29 protein-coding genes are annotated in these 23,105 nt (G+C 35.7%); all 29 read right to left on the minus strand.

Translation table 11 applies throughout. From position 1 onward, the window contains the following. Positions 1 to 301 precede the first annotated feature (301 nt). A complete protein-coding gene (locus CIL05_RS21815; RefSeq protein WP_107505448.1) occupies positions 302 to 520 on the minus strand; it encodes a phage tail tape measure protein in 219 nt (72 codons plus the stop codon). 884 nt (positions 521 to 1,404) lie between these two features. After that, entirely contained in the window at positions 1,405 to 2,883 is a 1,479-nt protein-coding gene (locus CIL05_RS06775; RefSeq protein ID WP_165769057.1) for a phage tail tape measure protein, read from the minus strand. A 279-nt stretch (positions 2,884 to 3,162) separates the two neighbouring features. After that, entirely contained in the window at positions 3,163 to 4,188 is a 1,026-nt protein-coding gene (locus CIL05_RS06780) for a tyrosine-type recombinase/integrase (RefSeq protein WP_095654765.1), read from the minus strand. A 41-nt stretch (positions 4,189 to 4,229) separates the two neighbouring features. Further along, complete coding sequence (locus CIL05_RS06785; protein WP_095654766.1) at positions 4,230 to 4,733, minus strand: YomN family phage-derived protein; 504 nt, start codon at positions 4,731 to 4,733, stop codon at positions 4,230 to 4,232. A 73-nt stretch (positions 4,734 to 4,806) separates the two neighbouring features. Continuing rightward, positions 4,807 to 5,379, minus strand: a complete 573-nt coding sequence (locus tag CIL05_RS06790; RefSeq protein ID WP_095654767.1) for a YomO family phage-derived protein — start codon at positions 5,377 to 5,379, stop codon at positions 4,807 to 4,809. A gap of 227 nt (positions 5,380 to 5,606) precedes the next feature. Continuing rightward, the gene (locus tag CIL05_RS06795) at positions 5,607 to 6,338 is read right to left on the minus strand and encodes a YomU family phage tail tube protein (RefSeq protein ID WP_095654768.1); all 732 of its coding nucleotides are present in this window, start codon (positions 6,336 to 6,338) and stop codon (positions 5,607 to 5,609) included. 29 nt (positions 6,339 to 6,367) lie between these two features. After that, entirely contained in the window at positions 6,368 to 7,171 is an 804-nt protein-coding gene (locus CIL05_RS06800; RefSeq protein ID WP_095654769.1) for a YomV family phage-derived protein, read from the minus strand. Continuing rightward, a complete protein-coding gene (locus CIL05_RS06805) occupies positions 7,168 to 7,698 on the minus strand; it encodes a YomW family phage-derived protein (RefSeq protein ID WP_095654770.1) in 531 nt (176 codons plus the stop codon). Before CIL05_RS06805 ends, CIL05_RS06800 begins: the two co-directional genes overlap by 4 nt. After that, on the minus strand, positions 7,695 to 8,309 hold the full coding sequence (locus CIL05_RS06810; RefSeq protein WP_133065294.1) for a hypothetical protein: 615 nt from the start codon (positions 8,307 to 8,309) through the stop codon (positions 7,695 to 7,697). The genes CIL05_RS06805 and CIL05_RS06810 overlap by 4 nt, the downstream gene beginning before the upstream one ends. A 35-nt stretch (positions 8,310 to 8,344) precedes the next feature. Beyond that, a complete protein-coding gene (locus CIL05_RS06815; protein WP_095654772.1) occupies positions 8,345 to 8,644 on the minus strand; it encodes a hypothetical protein in 300 nt (99 codons plus the stop codon). After that, entirely contained in the window at positions 8,644 to 9,072 is a 429-nt protein-coding gene (locus CIL05_RS06820; protein WP_095654773.1) for a hypothetical protein, read from the minus strand. Before CIL05_RS06820 ends, CIL05_RS06815 begins: the two co-directional genes overlap by 1 nt. A gap of 14 nt (positions 9,073 to 9,086) precedes the next feature. Next, the gene (locus tag CIL05_RS06825) at positions 9,087 to 9,521 is read right to left on the minus strand and encodes a hypothetical protein (RefSeq protein WP_095654774.1); all 435 of its coding nucleotides are present in this window, start codon (positions 9,519 to 9,521) and stop codon (positions 9,087 to 9,089) included. Between the two features lie 83 nt (positions 9,522 to 9,604). Beyond that, a complete protein-coding gene (locus CIL05_RS06830) occupies positions 9,605 to 10,591 on the minus strand; it encodes a YonB family capsid-like protein (RefSeq protein ID WP_095654775.1) in 987 nt (328 codons plus the stop codon). Between the two features lie 71 nt (positions 10,592 to 10,662). Beyond that, the gene (locus tag CIL05_RS06835) at positions 10,663 to 11,082 is read right to left on the minus strand and encodes an MBL fold metallo-hydrolase (RefSeq protein ID WP_095654776.1); all 420 of its coding nucleotides are present in this window, start codon (positions 11,080 to 11,082) and stop codon (positions 10,663 to 10,665) included. Between the two features lie 96 nt (positions 11,083 to 11,178). Beyond that, positions 11,179 to 12,660, minus strand: a complete 1,482-nt coding sequence (locus tag CIL05_RS06840) for a DUF8531 domain-containing protein (RefSeq protein ID WP_095654777.1) — start codon at positions 12,658 to 12,660, stop codon at positions 11,179 to 11,181. 31 nt (positions 12,661 to 12,691) lie between these two features. After that, positions 12,692 to 12,844, minus strand: coding sequence for a hypothetical protein (locus tag CIL05_RS22085; RefSeq protein ID WP_165769058.1), 153 nt, complete (start codon positions 12,842 to 12,844; stop codon positions 12,692 to 12,694). Positions 12,845 to 12,857: 13 nt separating this feature from the next. Then, entirely contained in the window at positions 12,858 to 14,321 is a 1,464-nt protein-coding gene (locus CIL05_RS06845; RefSeq protein ID WP_133065295.1) for a hypothetical protein, read from the minus strand. Positions 14,322 to 14,472: 151 nt separating this feature from the next. Beyond that, a complete protein-coding gene (locus CIL05_RS06850; protein WP_095654779.1) occupies positions 14,473 to 15,705 on the minus strand; it encodes a hypothetical protein in 1,233 nt (410 codons plus the stop codon). A 939-nt stretch (positions 15,706 to 16,644) separates the two neighbouring features. Continuing rightward, complete coding sequence (locus CIL05_RS06860; protein WP_095654781.1) at positions 16,645 to 16,923, minus strand: hypothetical protein; 279 nt, start codon at positions 16,921 to 16,923, stop codon at positions 16,645 to 16,647. Next, positions 16,920 to 17,828: a YonG family phage-derived protein gene (locus CIL05_RS06865; RefSeq protein ID WP_095654782.1), complete on the minus strand. Its 909-nt coding sequence runs from the start codon at positions 17,826 to 17,828 to the stop codon at positions 16,920 to 16,922. The genes CIL05_RS06860 and CIL05_RS06865 overlap by 4 nt, the downstream gene beginning before the upstream one ends. 298 nt (positions 17,829 to 18,126) lie before the next feature. Next, positions 18,127 to 18,564, minus strand: a complete 438-nt coding sequence (locus CIL05_RS06870; RefSeq protein WP_095654783.1) for a hypothetical protein — start codon at positions 18,562 to 18,564, stop codon at positions 18,127 to 18,129. A gap of 87 nt (positions 18,565 to 18,651) precedes the next feature. Continuing rightward, positions 18,652 to 18,975, minus strand: a complete 324-nt coding sequence (locus CIL05_RS06875; protein WP_095654784.1) for a hypothetical protein — start codon at positions 18,973 to 18,975, stop codon at positions 18,652 to 18,654. After that, positions 18,976 to 19,191 carry a hypothetical protein gene (locus CIL05_RS06880; RefSeq protein WP_095654785.1) on the minus strand — a complete coding sequence of 72 codons (216 nt, stop codon included), beginning with the start codon at positions 19,189 to 19,191 and terminating at the stop codon, positions 18,976 to 18,978. Then, a complete protein-coding gene (locus tag CIL05_RS06885; RefSeq protein ID WP_095654786.1) occupies positions 19,191 to 19,451 on the minus strand; it encodes a hypothetical protein in 261 nt (86 codons plus the stop codon). The genes CIL05_RS06880 and CIL05_RS06885 overlap by 1 nt, the downstream gene beginning before the upstream one ends. A gap of 64 nt (positions 19,452 to 19,515) precedes the next feature. Further along, complete coding sequence (locus CIL05_RS06890; RefSeq protein ID WP_165769059.1) at positions 19,516 to 20,106, minus strand: ClpP family protease; 591 nt, start codon at positions 20,104 to 20,106, stop codon at positions 19,516 to 19,518. Positions 20,107 to 20,197: 91 nt separating this feature from the next. Continuing rightward, the gene (locus tag CIL05_RS06895) at positions 20,198 to 20,437 is read right to left on the minus strand and encodes a hypothetical protein (protein ID WP_095654788.1); all 240 of its coding nucleotides are present in this window, start codon (positions 20,435 to 20,437) and stop codon (positions 20,198 to 20,200) included. A gap of 36 nt (positions 20,438 to 20,473) precedes the next feature. Beyond that, positions 20,474 to 21,352 (minus strand): GIY-YIG nuclease family protein, encoded by an 879-nt coding sequence (locus CIL05_RS06900; RefSeq protein WP_095654789.1) that lies wholly within the window; start codon positions 21,350 to 21,352, stop codon positions 20,474 to 20,476. Positions 21,353 to 21,452: 100 nt separating this feature from the next. Beyond that, the gene (locus tag CIL05_RS06905; protein ID WP_095654790.1) at positions 21,453 to 22,646 is read right to left on the minus strand and encodes a hypothetical protein; all 1,194 of its coding nucleotides are present in this window, start codon (positions 22,644 to 22,646) and stop codon (positions 21,453 to 21,455) included. Next, entirely contained in the window at positions 22,646 to 22,855 is a 210-nt protein-coding gene (locus CIL05_RS06910) for a YonK family protein (RefSeq protein ID WP_095654791.1), read from the minus strand. Before CIL05_RS06910 ends, CIL05_RS06905 begins: the two co-directional genes overlap by 1 nt. Positions 22,856 to 23,105: the final 250 nt, after the last annotated feature.

A 23,105-nucleotide genomic window follows, 5' to 3' on the forward strand; every position in this document is an offset into this window, starting at 1 on the left:
ACTAAGAACCGACTCAATTGATACCTCTGCTTTACTACGGTAAAGTAATAAAGTGTTCTGTTACTTTCACTCTTTACGAGTTACTGACCATAGCTAATATGGCGACCAACCATTTCTGATTGGTTCTACACCTTACTGTTAGATTATTGTGTAGTTCGGACTTTCCCTTTTTCTTCACCATGATGTGTTAAGAAAGTGTATTAAAGTCTCTGCACGTCTCCTTTAAAAAAGGGTTTCGCTCACGATTGTCTGTCTCCAGAGTTTTCCTGAATTTAACACGTTGTTTACTAATCATTTCTGACTAGGCTGGCAGGTTTTGTTTACCAGCTATTTTCAATCCTAGATTCTGTTGCTCAGCCTTCGATAATGTATCCCATTTACCTGCTAAATCAGCTAAGATATCATCTACGGTACGCATTTCACCAGATGATTCTTTAACGTTGACTCCAATTGCAGCCATTGCGTCAATTGCAGGTTGGATGGATGTGATACGGGAAGAAATGGATTTTAAACTATTCAGTTCTGTTACTTTCGCTTACTTTAAGTAAGTTACTGACTATACAGTGTTATTCATATAGCGGTAAGGCACTTCAACCTTACTCTCTATGTTTCCATAGATGCTCAGACTATCGCTTACTGCAACAATACGCTACAGTCCCTTATGTTTAGTCGTTCACGCTGCACAAATATATAATTTTGCTTGCGCCCTGTCATCCTCAGCACCATCTGTTAGGAGTTCCAAGTCAATTAAAAAGGGTTTAAACTCGGCAAATTTTACCGATGATATTTCCACTTTCCCTTGTTACTTGCCCGATGGCTGTGGTGTATCCTACGAGATTGGACAATTCTATCAATATTGTTACTCTTCTAATAAATAGAAGGGACAAGTCATTTCTGCTTGTCTCAACGCCTTCTGTTAGATTATGTGACGTTGTTCGGAACATCCCTTCATCATCATCATTACATGTTAAGATGGTGTATTATGTTCTCTGCACCTCTCTGACAACGGTCAGATTTGGCTCACGATTGCCCAATCTCTGGGGTTCTCCTGAATTTAACACATTATTCACTAATACATTTCCATATTAGGCGGCACTGAGTTTACCGTATGTCCCCGCGGCTCCAGCGGACTTTTGAATCGATTGTGCTAGTTGTTGGGTCGTAACACTATAATTGTTCAATTTATACCCTGTCTTTCGACATATTTGTAGGGTTTAGACTATCCCACGTTCTCATAGAGAACTCGCTATTATAGTCGTTGAAGCTTCCTCTATTATGTAGAGACTTGCCTGCGGATTTCCTATGTATCTCAATCTTTTTTACTATACCTGAATGATTAGTTCAGCCCCTACTCGTGTTTCCACAATAGGTTAGTAGATTGAGCTTTAAGGGTTTCCCGTCAATTTAAGCGATTTGCAATATATCATCACTGACATATGGGACAATAAATTTATCCACTTCATTGAGTTGATCAACTATTCTTATACTATCTTCAGCTTCAATATTAAAACCTTTCATTGCAGCCGTTAACGCACTTGCAGAGTCATCTACAGTTAAATCTGATACGTTACCCATAACTGTTGCAACTTCCGTTATAGCGCTCAGATCGGTTCCTCTGTACCCTTGTCTAGCAAATGCAATTAAGCCTTCATTTACCTCGCCAATCGTATTACCTAATCTTTCAGCTATATCGATACTGCTCTCCATAGCATCATTAATCTGAATTGTTCCATTAGATACACGCTCCAACACAGTCATCTGTGAATCTAGCTCAACAATCTGTCGTAGAGCATCTCTCAAAGCTATTATAGGAGCATACATTGCTGCCATACCTGCGGCATATATAGGAATACGTAGCATTGCTGATGCAGTTTGACCAGCAAATCGAGACATACCTGCGTCAGCTTTTCTAACATCAACCGCAAGCAGAGAAAACTGTCTGCTCAATGCCTTGGTTTTGTTCATGACATCAGGTGTTAGTGAGTTCAATCGATTATATTGTTTAGTCAGATTAGTTAATTGCTCGGTATGCTTGGGTGACATATTACCTGCTAAACCTTGAGTTAGTTTTTGGGTGTTTGTTTCAAATTGTGCTCTAGCATTGTTTACTCTGGATTCCAATGCCCTCTGTGCTTGCAAGCTTTTAGAGGATGCTTCCACTCTCTTAAGTTGTGTTTCTAGTTTGTTAAGTTGTGCTACAGATTTAGCTGTGTTGACGGAATTTCCCATTCTAGATAGTGATTGTGCGCTAAGTTGTCCTTGGTTACCCATTTGTTGTAATTTGAGTCGTAAACGTTCTTGTGTAGCTATCAATTGCTCAGCAATAGATTTAGATTTTAACGCTTCAGCTTGTTGTCTTTTTTCAAGTTTGAGATGATTTTCTGCAATATTATATCTAAGGAGTTCATCCTTTGGCGTTTTTGTAACAGTTAGTACATCTTCACTGTTAGGTTTACTGTACTTTTGGGTGATTTCTGCTTCACCTTTTTTATTGTACTTTGTGACTTCTTGATTCAGTTTCTGCCAACCACGCACAACCTCAGAAAGTGATTTCTTCTGCTTACTCTGAGCACCAGTAACTCCTTCAACAGCCTTCTTCTGTGAATCACCCATTTGAGAGACAGATTTTTTGAGATTGTCTATTTCTTTTTGACTCTTCTTTGTGTTAGGTGTGAGCGATTTGTTGACTTGTTTGCCTGTATCAGTTGCGGTGTTTCTCAGGTTTCTCATTTCTTTGTTGAATGTTCGTATTGATTTTAGTGCTTTATCATCCATGTTAACTTTAATTCTGATTGGTTTGAGTCTTTTAGATATTGCTTTGAGTTGACTTTGAATACTACTGCCATCCACTGTGGTGGTGAGTTTAATTCCGAAAGAATCCATAGTTTGAGTTATCATTCCTTTCTGTTTTGAGTTTGGTTATTGATGTTGATGCAATGTTGTTTGTGCAGATTAAATTGCATAGGCTATTGAGGATCAATATCAAAAGAAAAAATATTGTGTTGTTGTGAGGTGGTTGTAAGTGGTATGGTGAGACGGGATTAATAAAGGAGAGGGTGAGGATGGATATTTTGTTGTATAATATTTTTTGTTTTGATATTGATCATCTTAAGCAAATCAAAAAAGCAATCAGAGGGACTGACTGCTTTGTGTTATATGGTATTATTTATCTTTAATCTGTTCCTCGTTTTTCTTCTTTCTTAATTCGGCAATTTTAGCCCTGACATCCGCTTTAGTTTGAGGCTTAATATATGCGGATCTAGTGGTTTCTACGCTTTTATGATTCCCCATAGAGGCTGCTAATGACAAATCTCCCGTAGCTTCGTAAATATTGTTGAGAGTTGTTTTACGAATGCTGTGACTTCGAAAATCATCTATCCCAAGTATATTTCCAATACGTTTGATTCTGGCTTGGATAGTTCCCTTAGTCATCGGTCTGTACTCACCTTTATATTTAGTTATAAACAGAGAGTCCACTTGAAGATCATCCATTTCTTTTCTCATTGCCAACCACTCTTCAATTATTGCTTTTGTGTATTCTTCGAAAACAACCTCAACTCTGTATCCTCGTTTTTCTCTTATGTCTTCAAATAACATATTGTCCAAATCTAAGGATGATAAGGTTAATAGAGAAATTGCTCCCACTCGGTTGGCTGAGTCAATCATAATACCCCAGATAAGCCTATCTTGAATATCGTATTTTTTAGTTTCCTCATCCAAAGCTAAGGTGATTTCCATAACTTGCTCTTCATCTAAGTAATGTGAACTGATTATCTTTTCGTCTGAAGCGCCTTTCATACGATCTAATTGCTTGTCGAAAGGATGTTTGTCAACCAACCCTCTTTTTAGACTCCATAAGTAAAAGCTAGAAACAGTAGATAGTTTAGTATTTATTACCTTCTTGTTGTTATATAAGACTTCCTGACAGAAAGCAATAAACCCCTCCATAATGTCTACAGCATCTTCCATGAACTCTTCACTATAAAGATCAATATTATCCCATTCTTCGCATAGGTATACTAGGAAGTGAGACATATAGTTTTTATAAACCAAATAAGTGCTGTTAGCTACTTCACGGTTTTTTATAATTGAGCTTCGTAAATACTTTTCGTATTTCTTAATGTTCTCAGGATTTATTTTATCTCTTTTCTCCTGAGTAAAATACTTCACTCGCTTAACTTTTCCCACGTCAATCTTCCACCTTCTTCAATATTCAGTTCAATCTACAATCAAAACGCGCTCAATCCTCTGGCTCGCAACCCTTTTTTAAGCACATCTACGGCTTTTCCACTTTCCTGCAATTCTCTCAATGTTTCCTTTTGAAATGGGCGGGCTTCCAAATACTCTCCAGAACCATCACCTTTGTGTTTATATTCTTTTCCATTGGTGTTGTCCCCACCTTCAACTAAGTCGGCAATCTGCATATCTGTATCTTGCTGTCCAGTAGTAGTGTTAGTAACTGTTAACTCTACACCTGTTAATGTGGGTGCGGTTTCTGCCTTCATGTTTTCAATATCACCCAAGCCGCCGCTGCCCTTGTCTGTGCCTCTCCGTTGGTATGTCCAAGGCTTACCTTTGGGGCTAGGTTTATATCGGTTGTAAACCTCTTTCTCGACCATATCTGACTCAGTTTCCTTGACAACTTGTGCAAGCTCCTGCTTCATTACTGAACTCAACTGAGTCTTCAAATATTCATTCAACTCAGCCAGATTACTTGCTGTTTTCTTAGCCATTTTATCACTCATTTCAGCTAAATTTATCCGTTTTACATATCAAGATAAAATCATCCTTTTATATCATTTAACACTACTGAATATTGTTATTTACTCTACTTCTAATAGCTTCTTTACTCAACGTGTTAAACATTTCCTGATTCTTTAATTCTAATACTTTTAGATTTTCTTTTGTGTTATCTTCAATAGAAGCTAAAAATTCATATCTGGATCGCAATTCTGCCATAGCTTTAGCTACTTTATCTATCTCACTTTGCGAAAATACTTCATTTAGGATCTGTTTGTAATATCCTGCGTCAATTAGTTGACTCATTTGTTGCAATTGCTCCTCAAATTTATCAGAAATCTGTGGTTTTAAATCTGTGAAATGTTTGATTGTTAAGAGGAATACGTGTTGACCTAATTCATCATCAGTGATATCTTCCCCGATTTCGTTTAGGTAGTTGAGGATGTTTTGCACCTCTTGTAATAATTCATGGATTTTGGATTCTGGAAATGTTGGATAGAATTTGATCGCAACATCTTCGTTTAGCTCATAAGAAGACATTGTATTGACTTCTTTTGCTGTACGTTTAACCTTTGCCATAGTTAGTTTTTTGGGTGTGGGTTGTTTAGTAGTTTTAACTTGCTTATTATCTTCTGACATTTTGTTGCCTCCTTGTTATTCTTGATAATTTATATATCACTATTTAATTATTGGTTTAACATCTGCGCATAATGACAAACCTTTCACTCTATCTGGTTTAATATAACAATAGAGAAAGAGAATAAGAATCTTCTCCTTGTCAGTTAAGCTCATGACTTCTCAACCTATCTCTGCATTCGTTATATAATATTTATTTCTTATTATCTTTTAAAACTAACAGTGTCTTATTAAACAGTGCGAGGAACCTGCACAACACGTCCAATTTTATCTTCGTCGTCACCTGTTAAAGCTTCCATTGTTAAAGCAGGAGTCAATGGAGTCCCAGCCTCTAGAGCCATTTCAAATTCAGTGTTGAAGACAACATTGTCAAAGATGAAATAGATGTCATTGACTACTGTGTTAGTTTTCGTATCATATTCAATTGTTCTATACTGAATTTCATAACTCTCAGAAAACTTACTAGCATCGATGTCAATTACTTTACCTTGTGCTTCTTCTTTGTAAATAGCAGTTACTTTATCTCCCTCTTCTGCAAAACCTTCGGGCACGGAAACACTATCAGTAGCTACGGCTACTTCTACAGATTCTCCACCGTTGATCAAAATAGCAGTAGAATCAACTGGGGTTCCTGTAAGAGTAACTGAAAGAGCATCAACGTCTGATTGTACAATTAATCCCGTTTCTGTTTTTTTTACAGTAGCACTGCCATCTGCAATTTCAACTCCTTGGGTCATTGCTAAATAGTTGAGATCAAATACTACATCTGTGATATTTAATTCAACAGTCTTAGAGTGGTTATACCTGTAAACAGGTTTAACTCCTATGCCTCCTCGTTGCGTTTCTGACTCACCAGTAATATTGAATCCAGCAGTGCTGCCAGTTCCCATGAATACTGTATGTTTGTCAGACTTTCTAGTTACTATGGCTTCTGCCACATCAATTATATAAGTCTTATTCATTTTGTGTATTCCTCCTATTATAATGTTTATTAATTATTGTTGAACACCTTATTTGCAGTTTGGTCAAGCTCTTCTTTTGTTATTACATGCTTATTTTTCTCAGCTATCTCATGGTTTTTAGACCAATTTGAAATATCCACTTTCTCCGCAACTGTTGCGAATAATGTGGATGTGTCATAATCCTTGAAGCCAGCTATTCTTCTAAACGTCATATTTAGTTGAAACACAGTGTAATTATTAATCTGTGCGTAACTTGCCCCTTGACCAACTGCAACACTGGTCATTAACGTTGTAAAACCAATGCCTTCGCCTGATTTAGACTTTGCAGCCATATCCAAAAAAGCTTGAATTTCTGGGTTGGGATTTGTTTCGGGTAATGTAATGCCATTCATCTTAGCTATCAGTTCACGGTAATAGTTAAAGTTTTGCTCACTGACCTTCTTCCAAGCACCATCATCTCTGAACAGTACGGAAAATAACTCTTGGTACGCCATATCAAAATTCGGGAGTTGTTTTATTATTTTAAACGTTGTTCCTTGTTCAACTACTTCTATACTCGCTATTAAACTTTTTAAATGTTCACCTGATGCTTTTTTCTTTTGTTGATGCATATCTGCCATGATTTTGTTCTTATCGTACACTAGCACAGAGAGTTTTCCGATCATCTCAGAATAATCTTTAACTTTGATAAAGTGGCAAAATCCTATTTCTGTTTTAATAGGTGAGCCTTGAATATAAAAGTCTTCAATGTCTTCAATGTGCTCAATTGCTTCTACTTGTTCTACAGTATCTGAATCTACAATCGTACTTTGCTTTCGCTTATCAAAATTCATCTTTTCGACCTCACTACTTGGTAAATGTGCCTATATGCTATGTATTCTTTGGGCGCTGTAAAGTCATACCCATTTGCATAATCGATTGTTCCTAAACCAGTCACTTGATTATTCATGAGAAGTTGATGTGCTCTATCTCCAATGCGTTCCATGCGTTGATCCACACTAAATGAGTTGTGACAGAATATATCTACAACAATTTCTTGTCTGGTTGTGCTTTTATTTGTTGCATGAGGTCTTGATTTACCCGCATAGAGATATATACGACACAAATAGTTATTTTCTAGATCATCGCTTTTCGAGGTTCTCTCGATGTGTCTGTTAATAATCTCCCACATTTTCAAGCTCTCAGGTGTTGGTGTTTTAGTTATGTCCTGCTCAACAACTAAATTAGGCAAGGATTCATCCAATGGGTTAGGTTGATTATTAGGAATACTAGTAGGTGGGTAGTAAAGAAGTCTGAGCAATTGTTCATCTGCATGTAAAATATTATAAGCGTCATTCATCATATTCGCTAATATGCTCATTCTTTGTCTACCTTCCTTTCAACAATAATCTCTATTACTCCAACCCCATTTATAACTTTTGTATAGTCAATGTCAGCCACTATATAACGTTTTTCATACAATACATACTCCTCATTGGTTTGAATGTTTGAATCAGGAACATATTTGGTATACACGCTTAATTTTCCTTCAGGTAGTGGCAACTGAGCATTATCATTAGAACTGTAGTATTTACTATCTATAATACAAGGAACATCTTCATATTCAATCTCAGTTGTATAGTAAGGTTGACCATTATGATCATACCCTGCAAACACTTTTGTTTCGCCTACTTTAACAGGAATAATATAGTTGCATTTCTTCATTACTCCAAAACGATATATATCATCCTCATCTGTTTCCATCAACAAATACTTATTGTCTTTGTAGGTAACGACACTGCCAACAAGAGGATTGTAACCATGTCTAAAATTCACAAGTTTCTCATCATACTTGGTCTTCTTGTTGATAATTGTATCTACCATTACACCATCAATATCCACACTGTAATAGGATGGGGAAGTATTAAAGTCTCTCTCAAAGGATTTAATTGCTTCATTCAACTGAGCTTCAACAGCACTCTTACCACTCATATTCAGACGCTTCACATATCTATCTAAGTAATCCATTACGTATCACCAGACTCAAAAAATTTATCCAGCAAACTCATATGACCAAATATCTCTCGTCTGATAGTAGCTAAATCTGGCTCAGGTTCTAGACTGTCAGAATACATGTGTTCCAAATCAGATATAAGAGTTTGTAACATACTATCTTGTACAGGATTTACTCTGTATCTCAATCCTTCTAACTCATAGATAACTGAGTGAATATATGTAGTTAATCCCTCATTCTCACCTTCAAACAGATACAACACTTTGAATATTTTATTTTTCAATTTATCTACATGGGTTTCAGTAACAAACATTACATCCCCTCCATGTAGTAATATTGAAGCATGAGTGTATTAGTTCTCTCTTCTTCTAATGCTCTAAGTTCTTTTAGTTGACCCAACAGATTGCCGGGGGAGAATATTTGGAAGTCTTTCGAACCTAGTTTTTGTTCAAACATTTCTGTCCTCAATAGTTTAGGCGACATATATTCAACAACCATGAACCGAGCAAGAATTTCTTTTTCTGTTGAAGAAAGGGATATAGTAAATTGCTCGTTTGTGTCGTCCATTACATCTTCAAATTTAATTGAAGCGTATGTAAAATGAGGGTGAGCGCTTTTGAGATAATCGAGTAGCATTTCTTTGGCAAAAGTTAAATCAGTCTGGATTTCATTGAGCAAATCGTAATCCTGTATTTTACTGAGAAACTTTTCGTATATTTCGTTGTAGGAAGTTGTATTCATTGTGGAAACCTCCCTTAAATGATATCCTCATCAATTGCATCAAAGATTTCAACATCATAAAGATCACCAATTACTTTTAATTTCGCTTGGGATAAATCTTGATCTTTTTTAGCAACATTGATTACTTTATCAATAGCATGTTTTGCATCTAACTTTTTCAACTCAGTTTTCATTTTTCCAACACCTAGCTTTAGGATCGCAGCAACTTCTTTTTCGGAAACAGTATTAGCATTTTTCTCTAGATATCCCATTTTCTCTAACATACCTTGATCCTCTGTGAAAATAACACCTTTACGAAACAGTTGACTTACTGCATCCACATAAAGAATGTCGTCTTCTTCCATATGAATGAATGTACGAGGCATGATAACCTGCTCACGATTTGAGCTATCGTCATATCGAATACCCACTCTAAAACCATTATTGTTGTGTACTTTATATTTAGCCATATTAATCTCTCCTTATTATTCAGTATTAGAGATGTATTAAATCAATAATACATCTCATATGTATAATACTATTTATCTTTAAATTACTCACTTAGAGTTGTATCTTCATACACGCCAAGAAGTTTACGAGCGCCAATAACACCAGCACCAATATATTGATCGAAACGGAACTCAACTTGTTTAGAATCAATGCTAACAGGTGCATCAGTAGTCTGAACCCCACCAGCAAATTGAACTTTTATTGGCTTAAGCCCTTCTTCAACGTTAGGAATTACATAAACCAAGTCTTTTCGTAGTTCAGTTTCAGTTAAAGAGCCAGCTTGGAATGGGTTGTTCAATTTAACCAAAGAAGAACCGTTATATTTACCAATCATTCCGTTCTGGTTATGTTCTGCTGCTAGATCGGCAGGTACATTACCATCAAATCCAGTAAGAGCAGTGAATTTAGCCAATGCTTCAGTATCCCCAACAATAGAAGTGCTTCCACCTGCACGAGCCATAGCAAATAAGATAGGGTCAAAAGCCTGTTTAGCAATACCTGAACCACTAGCATAGTTAACACCAGTAGTGCCTTTAAATGCCGCGTATACTGAATCTTGTATACGTTTAACAATAGCAAGCTCCATTTTAATTGCAGCTTTTTGAGCCAAGTCAGTCAAATTAGCCTTACCTGTTTGCAACTCTAAAAAATCAACAACTGGACGAATAGAAACTTCTTCTGTATCTAAACCAGTGTATTTAGAGCTAACTTTTGAGCGCTCAGTGGTTGCAGACTTAGCTTGGAACATGGCTTTAAGTCCGTCAATTTCAGTCTTGAATCGTGCTTTTGTATCAATATCAGTACGCTTAACATCAGCAATTAAATCTAAATAATTTACACGTTGACTTAACCCTTCGTTGATTACAAATGACATAATCTGTGCAATTTCATAACGATTATTAGGATTTGGATTTGAAGCCAACTCCTTAATATATTCGTGTGCATCTTTCAACTCATTTACTTCAATTTTACCTTTTAACATATCTGTAGAGAATACCTCTACGATACGTGATTCTTGATTAATGTTCATATTATTCTTCCTCCATTGTTTTGTTTTATTTTTTATTATTCCATACTGTATTATTTACTTTTTGATATTGATTAAAGTGCCAACAGACGTGCAGTAGGAACACCGTATTCACCAGTTAGTTCTTTAACTACAAATTGAGCTGTTCCATCAACTGGAGTTTTAACAACCTGACCACCAGCACCCACAGCTACTTCATCACCCTCAGCTAAGCCTTCAGCAATAACAGTTGTTACCAAAATTTCGCCTGCCTGTGGCTTGTGAGCACGTAAAAATTTATCTGCTTTAACACGGAAGTCAATAGTGTCAATAGCTTCTTCTTCAATATAATCTAATTCATTTGCAACAAAATAAACGTCTACTGCTCCTGCTGCTGCTAATGAACCTGTTTTTGCTGCATGATCTAATTCTACGAATGCCCCGTTTTCTACTTCACCTGTGCTTTTGTATGTACCAATATATTGGTCGTTGCCTAATGCAAGAAATCCTGCCATAATAAATCATTCTCCTTTTAATTTGTTTTATATTTGTTTAGTTTTAACGTACTAAGAACGTTTTTATTTATAACTGTGTATAATGTTTCTTACCTATTAAGAGCGTGGTGAAGCCCAGTAAGATGCATCTTTATCATATGTAATTAAATCTTTACCTTGAGTTGCTGCAATAACTACATCTTTATCTTTAGTTGACGCTGTTTCTAAATCTGTTTGCTTTTGTTTAGCAATTTCTTCTACAACAACCGAATTCAACTCAACAGAGTCTAATTCCTCAATAGCCTTAGTTACACGCTCAGAAGCAAACACTTCTTTAGTGATAAGCTTAGAGTATTTCTCTGTTAGTTCAGCAGTCTCTTTTTCTTTCTTGGCAGTTTCAACTTGTTCCTTAAACGGAGTTAGCTCATCAACTGTCCCGCTTAACTCAGTAATAGTAACTTCCAAAGCTTGTTTAGCTTCTTGTTCAGATACAATTGTCGCATTTAATTCAACAACTTTTTCCTCTAATTCTTTGATTTTTGCTTCATTTAACTCAACATCAGTTTGCTTTTCTTTTGACATTGTTTCTAATTCCTCCTTCGTTTTATCTAATTCTTTATTTAGCTCTACTAATTTAGCGTCGTGATTAACTATAATAGAATTCAGTTCAATTCCTTCTGGAATAAAGCCATAACTTCCAACTTGCCAGTCTTCCTTGGGAGCGATAGTGATAGTATCACCATCAATTTCATATGAAGCTTTATATAACACATCAAAATTGTCCCAGTCTTCCAGAATTAAGTAGGACGTAAAAAGCTCCATGATCATGTAATTATATTCACGCTCATCTTTTTCAGCATTGTACGGATTAACTAAATTAAAAACTTTGTCTCGCACTTCATGCCATTTTAAAGCTGATGTCTCTAATACACCATGATACTTAACTTCCACACCTTTGTTGAAAGTTTCAATCTTGTCTTGCTTGTTATTGTTAGGCATAATAACATCTCCTTTCTGATTTTTGATATCTTGCTCATACGCTTCAGCAATAAGAAGTGTTCCTTTAGCATTTACATCTGCCGGATTCGACACTAAACATGACGCAAATAGAGCATTTCTACCATCATTGTAATGAATCTTGCGAATTCCATCATCAGTAATTTCTTCGTATCCTTGTACCAAGATTTCGCAACTGGTATTAAGATTGCTTTCAGAAAATAGTTCAACTATTGCCTCACAAACACGGCTGTAGCGTTTCATGACTCTGATTTGACCACATAGATATAAGGTGTCTCCATCTTCCTCTTGCCAAAAATCCACAAAACTACCAATTTGATCTGTTCCCAATTCTCCATCGGCAGTGAGATTGTGTGACAACTGTGTAAAATCCCCTTCTTCGAGTCTATCTCTATCTACTACAAAGGGGATTCCTATCAGTTTATCCTTGTTTTGCACATTTTTCTCTATGAAATCGGATGTAAAAACAGCACCGTTTAAATTGGGTTTATTACTCAAAATTCTTATGTTTAAAGTCATATAGATGTCATTAGTGCTTTGCAAATCTAAAATCTTAGGCTTTACAGAAATCTGTTCCTTCAAATTTTCTCACCACCCTTCAAAGTGTATAATATTATTTATTACCTTCTTCATACTTACACTGACCATCTTTACAATCACATGTCTGTTGAACAGCGCCCAATTCTAAAAATGAATCATTGCGTCTATTGAATACTTCAACTTGGTTCTTACATTTGTCTTTTAGGTTTGGTTGATAACCTTTCATATATATCACCTCTTTATTTAGCGGCTCTCGGAGTATTATTATTATTGTCTGTTTTTGATTTCTCGGTGTTTTCGTTCGATGGTGGATTGCTATTTGGGTTCTGTAAGTCTTTGCCACTGCTCGTATGTGCATTTAGCGGTGGAGTAAACCAAGTAGCTGTATCCAATGTTTCTTTTTCATATTTGGATTGATTAATCATTGCGTTTAGTGATCCACTTCCAAAAATCGCATTTAACCAAGGCTCAATCACTCCGGTTTGCTGATAAAATTCTTTAAATTTTTCAATTTCTGACTCTTTTTCCAAGATGGTCGTTCTATCCAAAACCAATTTACACCTTTGGTTTTTAGGTAATACCATCTTAATGTAATCATTTAACACAGTTTCAAATTGCTCTAAAATCGTAGTAATGTAGCTAAAGAATTTGCTATGGTTTACATTGGCAGAAGCGTAGTTACCTTCAAGACCTGCCAGTAAACTTGGACTTACACCTAAATTTTGGTATATGTCATTATTCATTTTGCTGTACAACTCTTCCTTAAACAGTGTAGTATCCATTTTTACCGTGTCTAACTCTAAGAAATGAGGAAGAGCTATTAGCCCGTTGCCTCCTTCATTTTTCTGGATTCTACCATCGTCTTTTTTAGTAATTATTTTGCTCACTTCTCGGAAATAAGCTTGCAATACTTCTTTTGGAACAGGCTTAGTTTGCTCTTTGTCGATGTGACTCGCCTGTAAAACCAAAATTTGCTGGAGCAGCCTATTTGAAACTGATCTTTCGACCTTATTGATAACTTCTTTTTGTAAAATTGATTGCCACGCACCTAATGTTAGGGGAAGCCCAAAAGGTTGTCCCCTCCGCACTCCAATATTCAAAACGTGACAATTGCTAATTTCTACATATCTATCTTTCTCTTTATCATTGCTATTTCTGTATGCGTTGTAACTTTGTACCGTAACTTCATTAGGTAAAGAATTGATTTTTATCATTTTATCTTCCATGTTTCTAATAGAGTCTAATGTCTTAAAATCAAACTCAACTATCCATTTTCCATTCCTTTGTTCTCTAATCACGATGTCATCTAAATCTAAAAATTGTACGTACTGTCTATTCCGCAAGCAAGTAACTATAGTTCCTAACTCGGAAATTTCAAGCAGTCCATCTCTGAGCACCTGAACCACATCAATATCATCCAAAAAATCCTGAACTTTCTTCTCATGTTTCTTATTACGCTCTACGTCATCATAGTTAGACCAAATAAGATTATATTTCAATGTAGGCAAAGACTGCACCATACGTAACACATCTTTCAATATTCCATGTCTATTAGTCAAATAGGTAGAAGCATTTCTAATTTGCTTAATGTGAGCTTGTGGATTCATCAGATACTTATACAAATCTGTAATCTTGATATCTGCTGAACTTGCATAACTGTTTCCAAATTGCGAAACATAATCTGATAAACCTGCTAATTCCATCCATGAATCAGAGTAGTCATTGAATTCAGTAGATTGTGTTTCTGTATTGTTTTCTGTTTCTTTAGTAATAATAATTACCTCCTTTCGTTTAGTGTATATGTCTAACATGTATTTAATATAATATTGTTTAATTATTGAAGATGTATATAGATCAGAACCCAGATTGCATGAAAAACATGTAGTCTGACATATCTTCTTGTTTTCCGCGCAACATTTCTCTCTCCAATTGATTAGCTATATAGTTAAAATACATCGTACTAGAGAATCTATCCTTCCTAGCTGATCTCTGTTCTTTAAGTTTAATCAACCCACTGTCAGAATTACGCTCACCTTCGAGATTGATCATTTCATTAATCAACAGTGTAGTTTGCGCATACGGTAATTCCATTTCTGCCTGCACTTCTGGTGGCAACTTATCAAACCCTTTAATCTTTCTTAAAAAATCTCTACCTTCATTATCTGGAACAAGCAATCTAACTTTTCCACGTTGTAGTCCATCCTTTAATGAAATAGCAGCTTCACTGTTTAGTTGAGCATTGCCTTTAATAGAGTAGATAACTTTTTCTGCATCTGAATATGTACAACGTATAGCCATTTTTTCATCATTTATACATGAAATTGGCTCATATTCTGTTCCTCTTTCATCATCAAGCAATGGAACAACTAATTGATCATATACACCTAACCCTACGCCCATAGTATCCAACACAATATAGTCTATATCAAAGTCATCGTACATTTGTCTGATACGTACAGCTTGTGCTTGTGTATGTCCACCCTCTAAAGATTCCATATAAGATATTTCTCGTGTATAACCGTTGGCTGTTGGAATTAGTCTTGCCACAGTAAAAATACTAGCATCATTACGGTTTCCTGCCATTGCAGCAATGTCACAGCTTAATATTCTAATTTCATCTTTCTTTTTGGTATCAGGTTTGAACTTTTTATCTCTAAGCAAATCATATGTATTAGGTGGGTAGAGTGGTCTTGGTATTTTTCTGTTCCTGTGTAACTCTTCAAAATTGTAGTATGCTTTTTCAGATTCACCATAGAATAGGCACTCCATTTCTATTGAAAATTCAATCCTATTAAAATCGCTTTCAGCCATTTCATCTTCTATTTGGTTTCTATCTAAAAGATTCTCTTTGATAGCTAATTGGTAGGGGAGACCACAAACAAAATATTTTCTACCTTCCATCATGGAGTCAAAATAGGCTTGCATACGTTTGTAAGACCAATGGAACTTGTACCATGCAGAGCTTAGATATAACTCTTGGTTACGTTCAATAAGGTGGGCGTATTCTGGTTTCTTTAAGTAACCCGGGTTTCTTGGAGCCGACAAAAATTTACGTAAAACGCTGGAAATGACACTTATGTCAACCATCCTAAATTCCGTTTTTAGTCATATAGAGGCGCTAATCTCTATACAGTTCGCTTATGAACTTCTACATGTTTCCATATAGTCTAGACTATCTCATCATCCACATAGAGGGATGCTTCCTGTTTCCACTGTCAAAAGCTTACAGTGTACGCCTTCCGGCTAGTCGTTGAACCTTCTCCTTTAAGGAGCTTGGCTGCTGATTGTCCTCAACATTACTTGTTAGGAGTTCCCAGCAATTTAAGAAGTTTTCGCTATTGCATCACTGTCAATAGGGGACTAATTATTAATCCACAATTAGGATGTTTGCTCTCTTTCCTCGCGCACCATCGTTCGCTGCTACAGTTTTAATCCAACTACCATTATGGAATAAAACTTGCGGATCTTTTGAGCCTGTGTTTATATCACTTATTTCTCTTTTTAATCCCGGAGAGTCATGTCTAATTTCCTCTATCTTTTCAATTACTTCTCTGGATTGGCTACGCAAGCCAGCAGCTATGACTATCTTCGAATTCGGCTTAAGAACCGAAACTACGCAACAGTAAATAGCTGTCAAAAAGGTTTTTCCCTGCAATTTCGTGTTTATATTAAGTCGCCAGTCTTAATACAGATTTTAATCTCTTATGCTTTCACACAAGAACAGACTATTTCTTCATCCTCAGCATTATCTGTTAGGAGCAACCCGCTTCCACCACCAGTGGCTTGTGATGTACTTCCTTTCGGAATAGTCGTTGAACGTTTCTCTATTCGAGACTTCGCTGCATGAACATCCATTGTCTCAACAATTAGGATTTTGTCCGTATGTTATCCCTTTACTTTTTTCTGCTTTCGCTCCTTCACGTCTAGGTTTCTTTCATCCTTCCGTTGTGGCAAAAGGGCTTTAGGAGTTGCCTGCAATTCAAGTTGTGCTCTGTGCATGTTTCCATACACACGGGGCAGAATTAGTTACCCCCTCGACGCAAAATACATAAAATAGTTATTAAACATCATCATCATAATCAATATCTGTTGGAACATTTTCAGTTTAATTCCAAAATAGTCCTCAACAAATCGATGTGGATTGGCTCTATAGAAACTCGTCCACACTCCCACACCTTCCATTAACCGTTCTGACTTTGTTAAATTGTCATTATGTTTGTTAACATTTCTTCCAGCTTTAAATATGTTGTTACCTTTGTGGCGTTTGTTTCTCTCGGTTTGAAAAGGAACTTGGTTGCTACTCATTTATCATCACCATCATAACTAGGTGGTGTCACAGTATATTTACTAGTTTCTTTATCATAGTCATCTTTAGTGTCATTCTCATGACCCAACATTCTACTCAAATGCCCTTTAAAGAACACGTCTATATATTTCTTAATCTTATTAACATCTTTCCATTCTGGATCTGGCTCCGGAATTGGTCGCTCATCTTCAAATTTTTTAATCAATGTGCCAAATGTAGCTTGATCCGTTGCGTTTGCACCAGTCTCTTGCATTGGCTTAATATTTGCAGATGTGAATATATCTTGTAGTGTTTTCAAATCCTTATCTACAGCTACACCTTTTTCTCGATTCTGTTTAATTGTTAATCGTTGATGTGCAGCTTCTTGGAATAGTACTTCCATAGTATAAGAATCAGCTTCATACGCATTAAGAAATGTTTCATACTCTGTCTGCAAAAATTCATATTCTTCCAATGAAAATCCTCTACCCCAGAACTGGATTAATTGTCCCATCTCTTCTTCGGTAAAACCAATTTCGTCATGATTATAATCTGAAACCTTCTTAATTAACTCATCGCTATCTTCACCAAATTCGGAATCAACATAAGTTCTGCCTATGTTTTGTTTCATTCCTAACAACCGCATATACTCACCAGTCAAATTCTTCTTCTCTGACTTCTTAGCAGATGAATACATTTCATGTAAGTATGGTCTATCTATAGCTCTCAAAGCTTCAATGAGAGAAGACTTGTTTTCAAAATCAACTATATCCCAAAAGCATTGCTTGCAAATAGACAGTCTTTGATCTGCGTTCAGTAGTGTATTTGCAGTCATATAGAAATCTATTGTTGTTTTCTTTTCTATTAAACATTTGCTACAAACTTTGGATTTTGGCAATTTGAGTTCCTTCGTATCTTTAGTCAAATTATAAAACTCCTTTCTATTCAAATTTAAACTAAAATAAGATTCTTAATCGCCCACCCGAAATATTCAGATGGACTCAAAGAATCTTATGATTCAAGTCAAACATAATATTATTTACATATTAGATACTGCCCACATCTTTGCTTTAGGGGAATAGCATCCATAATATTATTTTTTCACATTACAACTATGCAGTTGTAATATGCCGTTATGTCGGAGCACTAAGTATCTGCTTTAGCGCTAACTTTAAACCTCACACTAAATGGTGGTGAAACACCAGTCCATCCAATCATAAAACTTACTCTGTCTCAGTCTCTGCCTCTTTTTTCTTAGCGTCTTTCTCATCGCTCAAAGCACTATACAGATACTCAAATGCATAACTTTCTCGACCATTCCATTCAACCTCTGACTCTTCTAATGATTGTTTAATTGACTTCAAAATCACTTGAGAATCTCCACTATCAATAACAATTTTTTCTTTTGTAAATTCTCCCATTGTCTTAAGATATTCTTCTTTATCCTTACATTTTTTATCTTCTATAATGGGGTTGCCATCCTCATCTAGTTCATAATATTCTTTTTGAATCTCTTTTTGCTCTTCAACTATGCGAGTTAACTTCTCACTCAATTCTTTAGCTAATCGTGTACGATGAATAGATTTCAAACCCTTTAAAGATAATTTATCTAACACATTAATACAATTTGCTACTTGTACATACTCAATTTTTAATTTCATTTATAACATTCTCCCTTTTCTTCTTAGTAACATATATTATTATTTAATTATAAACGTTCCATTCCAATTAAACACAAGTTTTATAGATTAAGCTCCACCTGATCCATCTATCAACGCTTTCAACTCATCAATAGCAGCTTGAATATCTGTAGCAGTTAATCCACTAGTTGTATTATCGTATGAATTCGTAATAAAACCACTATCATTACTCAAATCATTAGTGCTGCTTGGAATAGTAGGCTTGCTAGTTAAATCTCCATATGCGTGTGTATGGCTGGTGTCTGCATAGCTGCCCACAGGTTGATATGTGTCATCATGATTATGATCCGCTGAAGCATATTCATTATGACTGTGACTTACATTAGCCTTGCCATCTAAATCTGATTGTTTTGCAATTTGTATATCTGCCAATTAATTCACCGCCTTTACAAAAACATTTCCGCTTGAATCACTGTACATGTAAGCATTCTTATTTTCTTGGGAATAAAATACATTTCCATTTGCGTCAATATGAATAGGATCAACTGGTGTAAATACAATATTTCCATTGCTATCTATTGCTACATCTTCGTTTCCACTTGAACCGTCTGAGCTAGCACTACCTAAAAAATATCCTCGACCTAGCATTAACTTCCACCAACCCAAAAGTATTCTATTCCATCCTCAAGAAATTTAAAAGAACTAATCATTGCATCGTTTTGTTCTGTAGAGAATCCCATTCCACCTTTTAAAAAGATGGGGTTGCTTCCATTGATACTTACTGTACAATCTGTTGAATTGGACACTGAAAATTTGTATATATTGACCTTATTGGGAATTATTTCCTCATTCGCTACACTAGTCTGAATTGAATCAGAACCATGGAACTGTGAGCCAAATTGTCTCATTCTACCTCATCCTCCTTTAGCTATTAAGAGGATGAATATTAGACAATTACATCCTCATGTTTTACTACAAAATCTCGTCCACAATTCCATATTCTTTTGCTTGTTGAGCCGTCATCCACCACTCACGATCTGACATGGAATCATATTTTTCTTCTGTGATGTTTGTGTTGTCTACAACAAATCGTTTCACTTGGTCGTCTTTTGCCTCCTGAAATCTAATGGTATCTTTTACTTTATTTGAACTTCCTTGTAAAAATGTAGAACCATCATGCAAGAGTATATTAGAGTGCTCATATGCAAATGTCTTATGAAATGCAATAGCCAATAGCCCACCCATACTTGCTGACAAACCTAGTAGATATCCGTGTACAGGGATCTTAGATTTCTGTATAACTTCAGCTAGAACCATACCTCCGTACAAATCTCCGCCCGGGCTATTTAAATAAATATTTATAGGTTGATTCTTTGGAATTTCTGCGTCTTCCTTATTCCATTTCAAGATTTGCATGATTGCTCGCTCAACCAGTGAGTCATCTACTTGCTGATTGATAATAATTTCACGATTCTTTAAATGGTCAAAGAATACATACTCTTCAAATGAGCCAGTTTCATCTAACATAGCTATATAATCTTTACTGTACATTTCTTTACTCATCAACATCACCGTTCCTTATTATAATATTTAATAGAACGGCATCGGACAACAATCAAGTTGTCATACCAGTTTGTTCCAATCAAACCCAACCCTAATTCAGAAACTCATCTTCACTAGGAGTCTGAGTTAACACCTGTGTCTTAAACTCAATGTCATCTACCAATGCTGCTCTATAACCTTCTTGGTGAGCATCTTCATAAAGTCCTCGTAATATGTGACGCACTTCATCCTTAGAATCACTCTTTAATGCAATTTCTAGATGACTTTCTATAGTATGGCAAGTTTCACAATCACATTGTTCTTCCTCTTGAAACTTGAAAATATTACTCATTTGAAAACTCCTTTTGGTTTGGTTGTGTGGTATTGTTTAGCTATTATCATTGATATTAAACACATCTTCATTTACTAACTCTTCATAATCCTCTTTATACATCCACTTAAATCCTTTATACATTTCCAATATACCAGTACAACACTGTCGAATTAACTGTCTAGTATAACCACTCTCTTGCGCTTGTTTCATAGAACTGTATTCAACGATCAACTCCAACTCGCTAGAAAGTTGTACAACTCCTTGAGTTTTTTGATTGTTCTTCGTTCTATCTTTTATTAATTCATTAATGTTAATATCAGTATCGAACTTGTCTTTGTATAAAAATATACTTCCACCACATGTTCTATATTTACCTTTTAAACATTTCACAATGTTTGTAGCCAGTAAATCGTTCTCTCTGGCACAATGATTTATATTCTTCCAGTGAATAATAGTTTTATTCTTTATAGCTATTTGGGTAATGGGAATTTCTTGTGATTCATTGTATTCAACTATCATATGATAATTCTTAGGTACTTTGCCCTTTAGAGAGTTACTTATATTCTGTTTATGTGATTCAGGAAGCTTCCTCCCTAATTGTATTGCTGAAATCTTCTGTCTAGACTCTTCGGTATGTTTTAATCCTAAACTCCCGTCCCCACCGAGAGTCATGTTGTAACCAAACTCTTTAATATTTGACTTATATTCATTTATGTAGTACATCTCTCGCTCATTTACTATGTCTTCCGAACACTCTTCTAAGATTTCAAATGTAAAGTATTTTTCTCCGTACTTATTCCACGATCTTTGCAAATGTTTGTTCGGATGATAATCTTTTAGTAATGACGATCGATGCTCGCGTAACCTTTTATTAAGATGTACAGATTTACCGATATAAACTTTTCCGTTAACTGTGTTCGTTATTTTATATATGCCAGTCTGTTGAGACGTTTGATTTCCCTCCGCTCATATAAATAGAGGGTAGTGGGCACTTAACCCCACAATGCGTCACCCGATATTATTATAATATTGTTTAGTTCTTAAATTTGATTATGTATTCACATTCCATCCCAATCTCTTTATCAAACACAAAGAACTTTTGAGATGGTCTTCCACCATATCTGCCTTGAGTAGCAAAATCATCATTTCCTATCATGGAAGAGTTGACACATACAGTAGTCACACCATGTTCTCTGGTATAGTTATGATGAATATGTCCTGAAAAAATGTAAGAAGGAATCACACCGACCAATTGTGGCAACCTAGTAACAGCTCTATCGGCTTGGTCAAAATTGCCATGTGTATAGATTACATCCTGATCGAATATTTTGGCTACAATATATCCATCTTTATCGGTAATCATTTCAAGATTATCTAAATGGCTTAATCTAGCTTCTAAGAACCAAGGAACAAGGTACTCAAAGTTTTCAGTGATGCCGACTTCTGATTTCTTTCCTGCGCGACCATGGTTCCCAATCACATTATAGTAAACAATATTAGGAAACACATTGGCTAATTCATTGATTGCTTCTGCTAGTCTTTCAGATACATACTTAATCTGTTCAATTAAATCTTCATTAGCTTGAACACGAGTAGATACATGAATAAAACCTGCAAGTAAATCTCCGAGTTGAGCAATATGTAGTGTTGAAATTTTATGCTGAATACCATGCTCAATAGTTTTATCAATCAACTCTCTAAGGCGTAGATTGAAGATATCCTTATTGTACCTGTTGGTATTGTTATCTATTTCCATTCCAAAATGCCAATCAGACCATAGAGACAATCCATGTTTTTCCTCATCTGAAACCATATGTATCGAGTTGTTCTGAGGAAGTGGCTTGACTTTCTCTAACTCGCCTACAGCATAACGTATGTCATCTTGAAGTTTCTCGAACCTAGCAGAGTTGCGAACCATCTTGCGATATTCACGTTTCTGATCTTGTTGACGAACCTTTTCTTTTTCTTGTTCAAGTCTGGCTTCTTCATATAGTTGTAGGCGTTCATCATCCAAGTTGTTCTGAAGTATGTAATCCCGCCATTTTTTGTATAGTGCATAATCCTTACGCCATTTACTCTCATCATAGCTCTTTCCAGAAGCCTCATTAAGTAAATTAGCTATAGTATATTTGTCAATGTCGTAGTCATCTTGATTCTCAAAAAGACGAATGTGATAGCTATCAACACTTTCATCTTCACGTCTTTGCAAGTGCTCAGGTGTAATCATTATTCCACGTTTCCTTCGAGCACAACATCTTCCTTGATAGAGATATTGACTAAGCGACTAAGATCCTCCGTTGCAAACTCCCTTAAATGATCGGTCAATGAGAATGTTTCAGTTCCATCCTTTGTAACTTCATGAACTAAAATTTCTCCGTTTTCTTGAAATTCAATCGCTGCTTTTTGGAATGTAATATTGTTATTTAATTTCGCCATATATAATCATTCTCCCTTGTTATTCTAAGTTTATTTGACTTCATGTTTTTGTTATGTTATTATTTACTTTATAGTTCGCGTTTAATGGTAGCGAAACACCAGTTTGAATCATCTGTTTTAATGGATGACAGAAAACCGCTTTGCAAGGTGTCTACTAAGGCAAGACCTCTCCACCTTATATAAAATAAGGTAGTTAGAAAAACAATCTAACTACAACCACAAAATCGATATAAAGTCGAAAGTGGTGTAA

The sequence above is a fragment of the Virgibacillus profundi genome, from assembly GCF_002287375.1.
In the GTDB taxonomy this organism is placed as follows: domain Bacteria; phylum Bacillota; class Bacilli; order Bacillales; family Amphibacillaceae; genus Virgibacillus_K; species Virgibacillus_K profundi.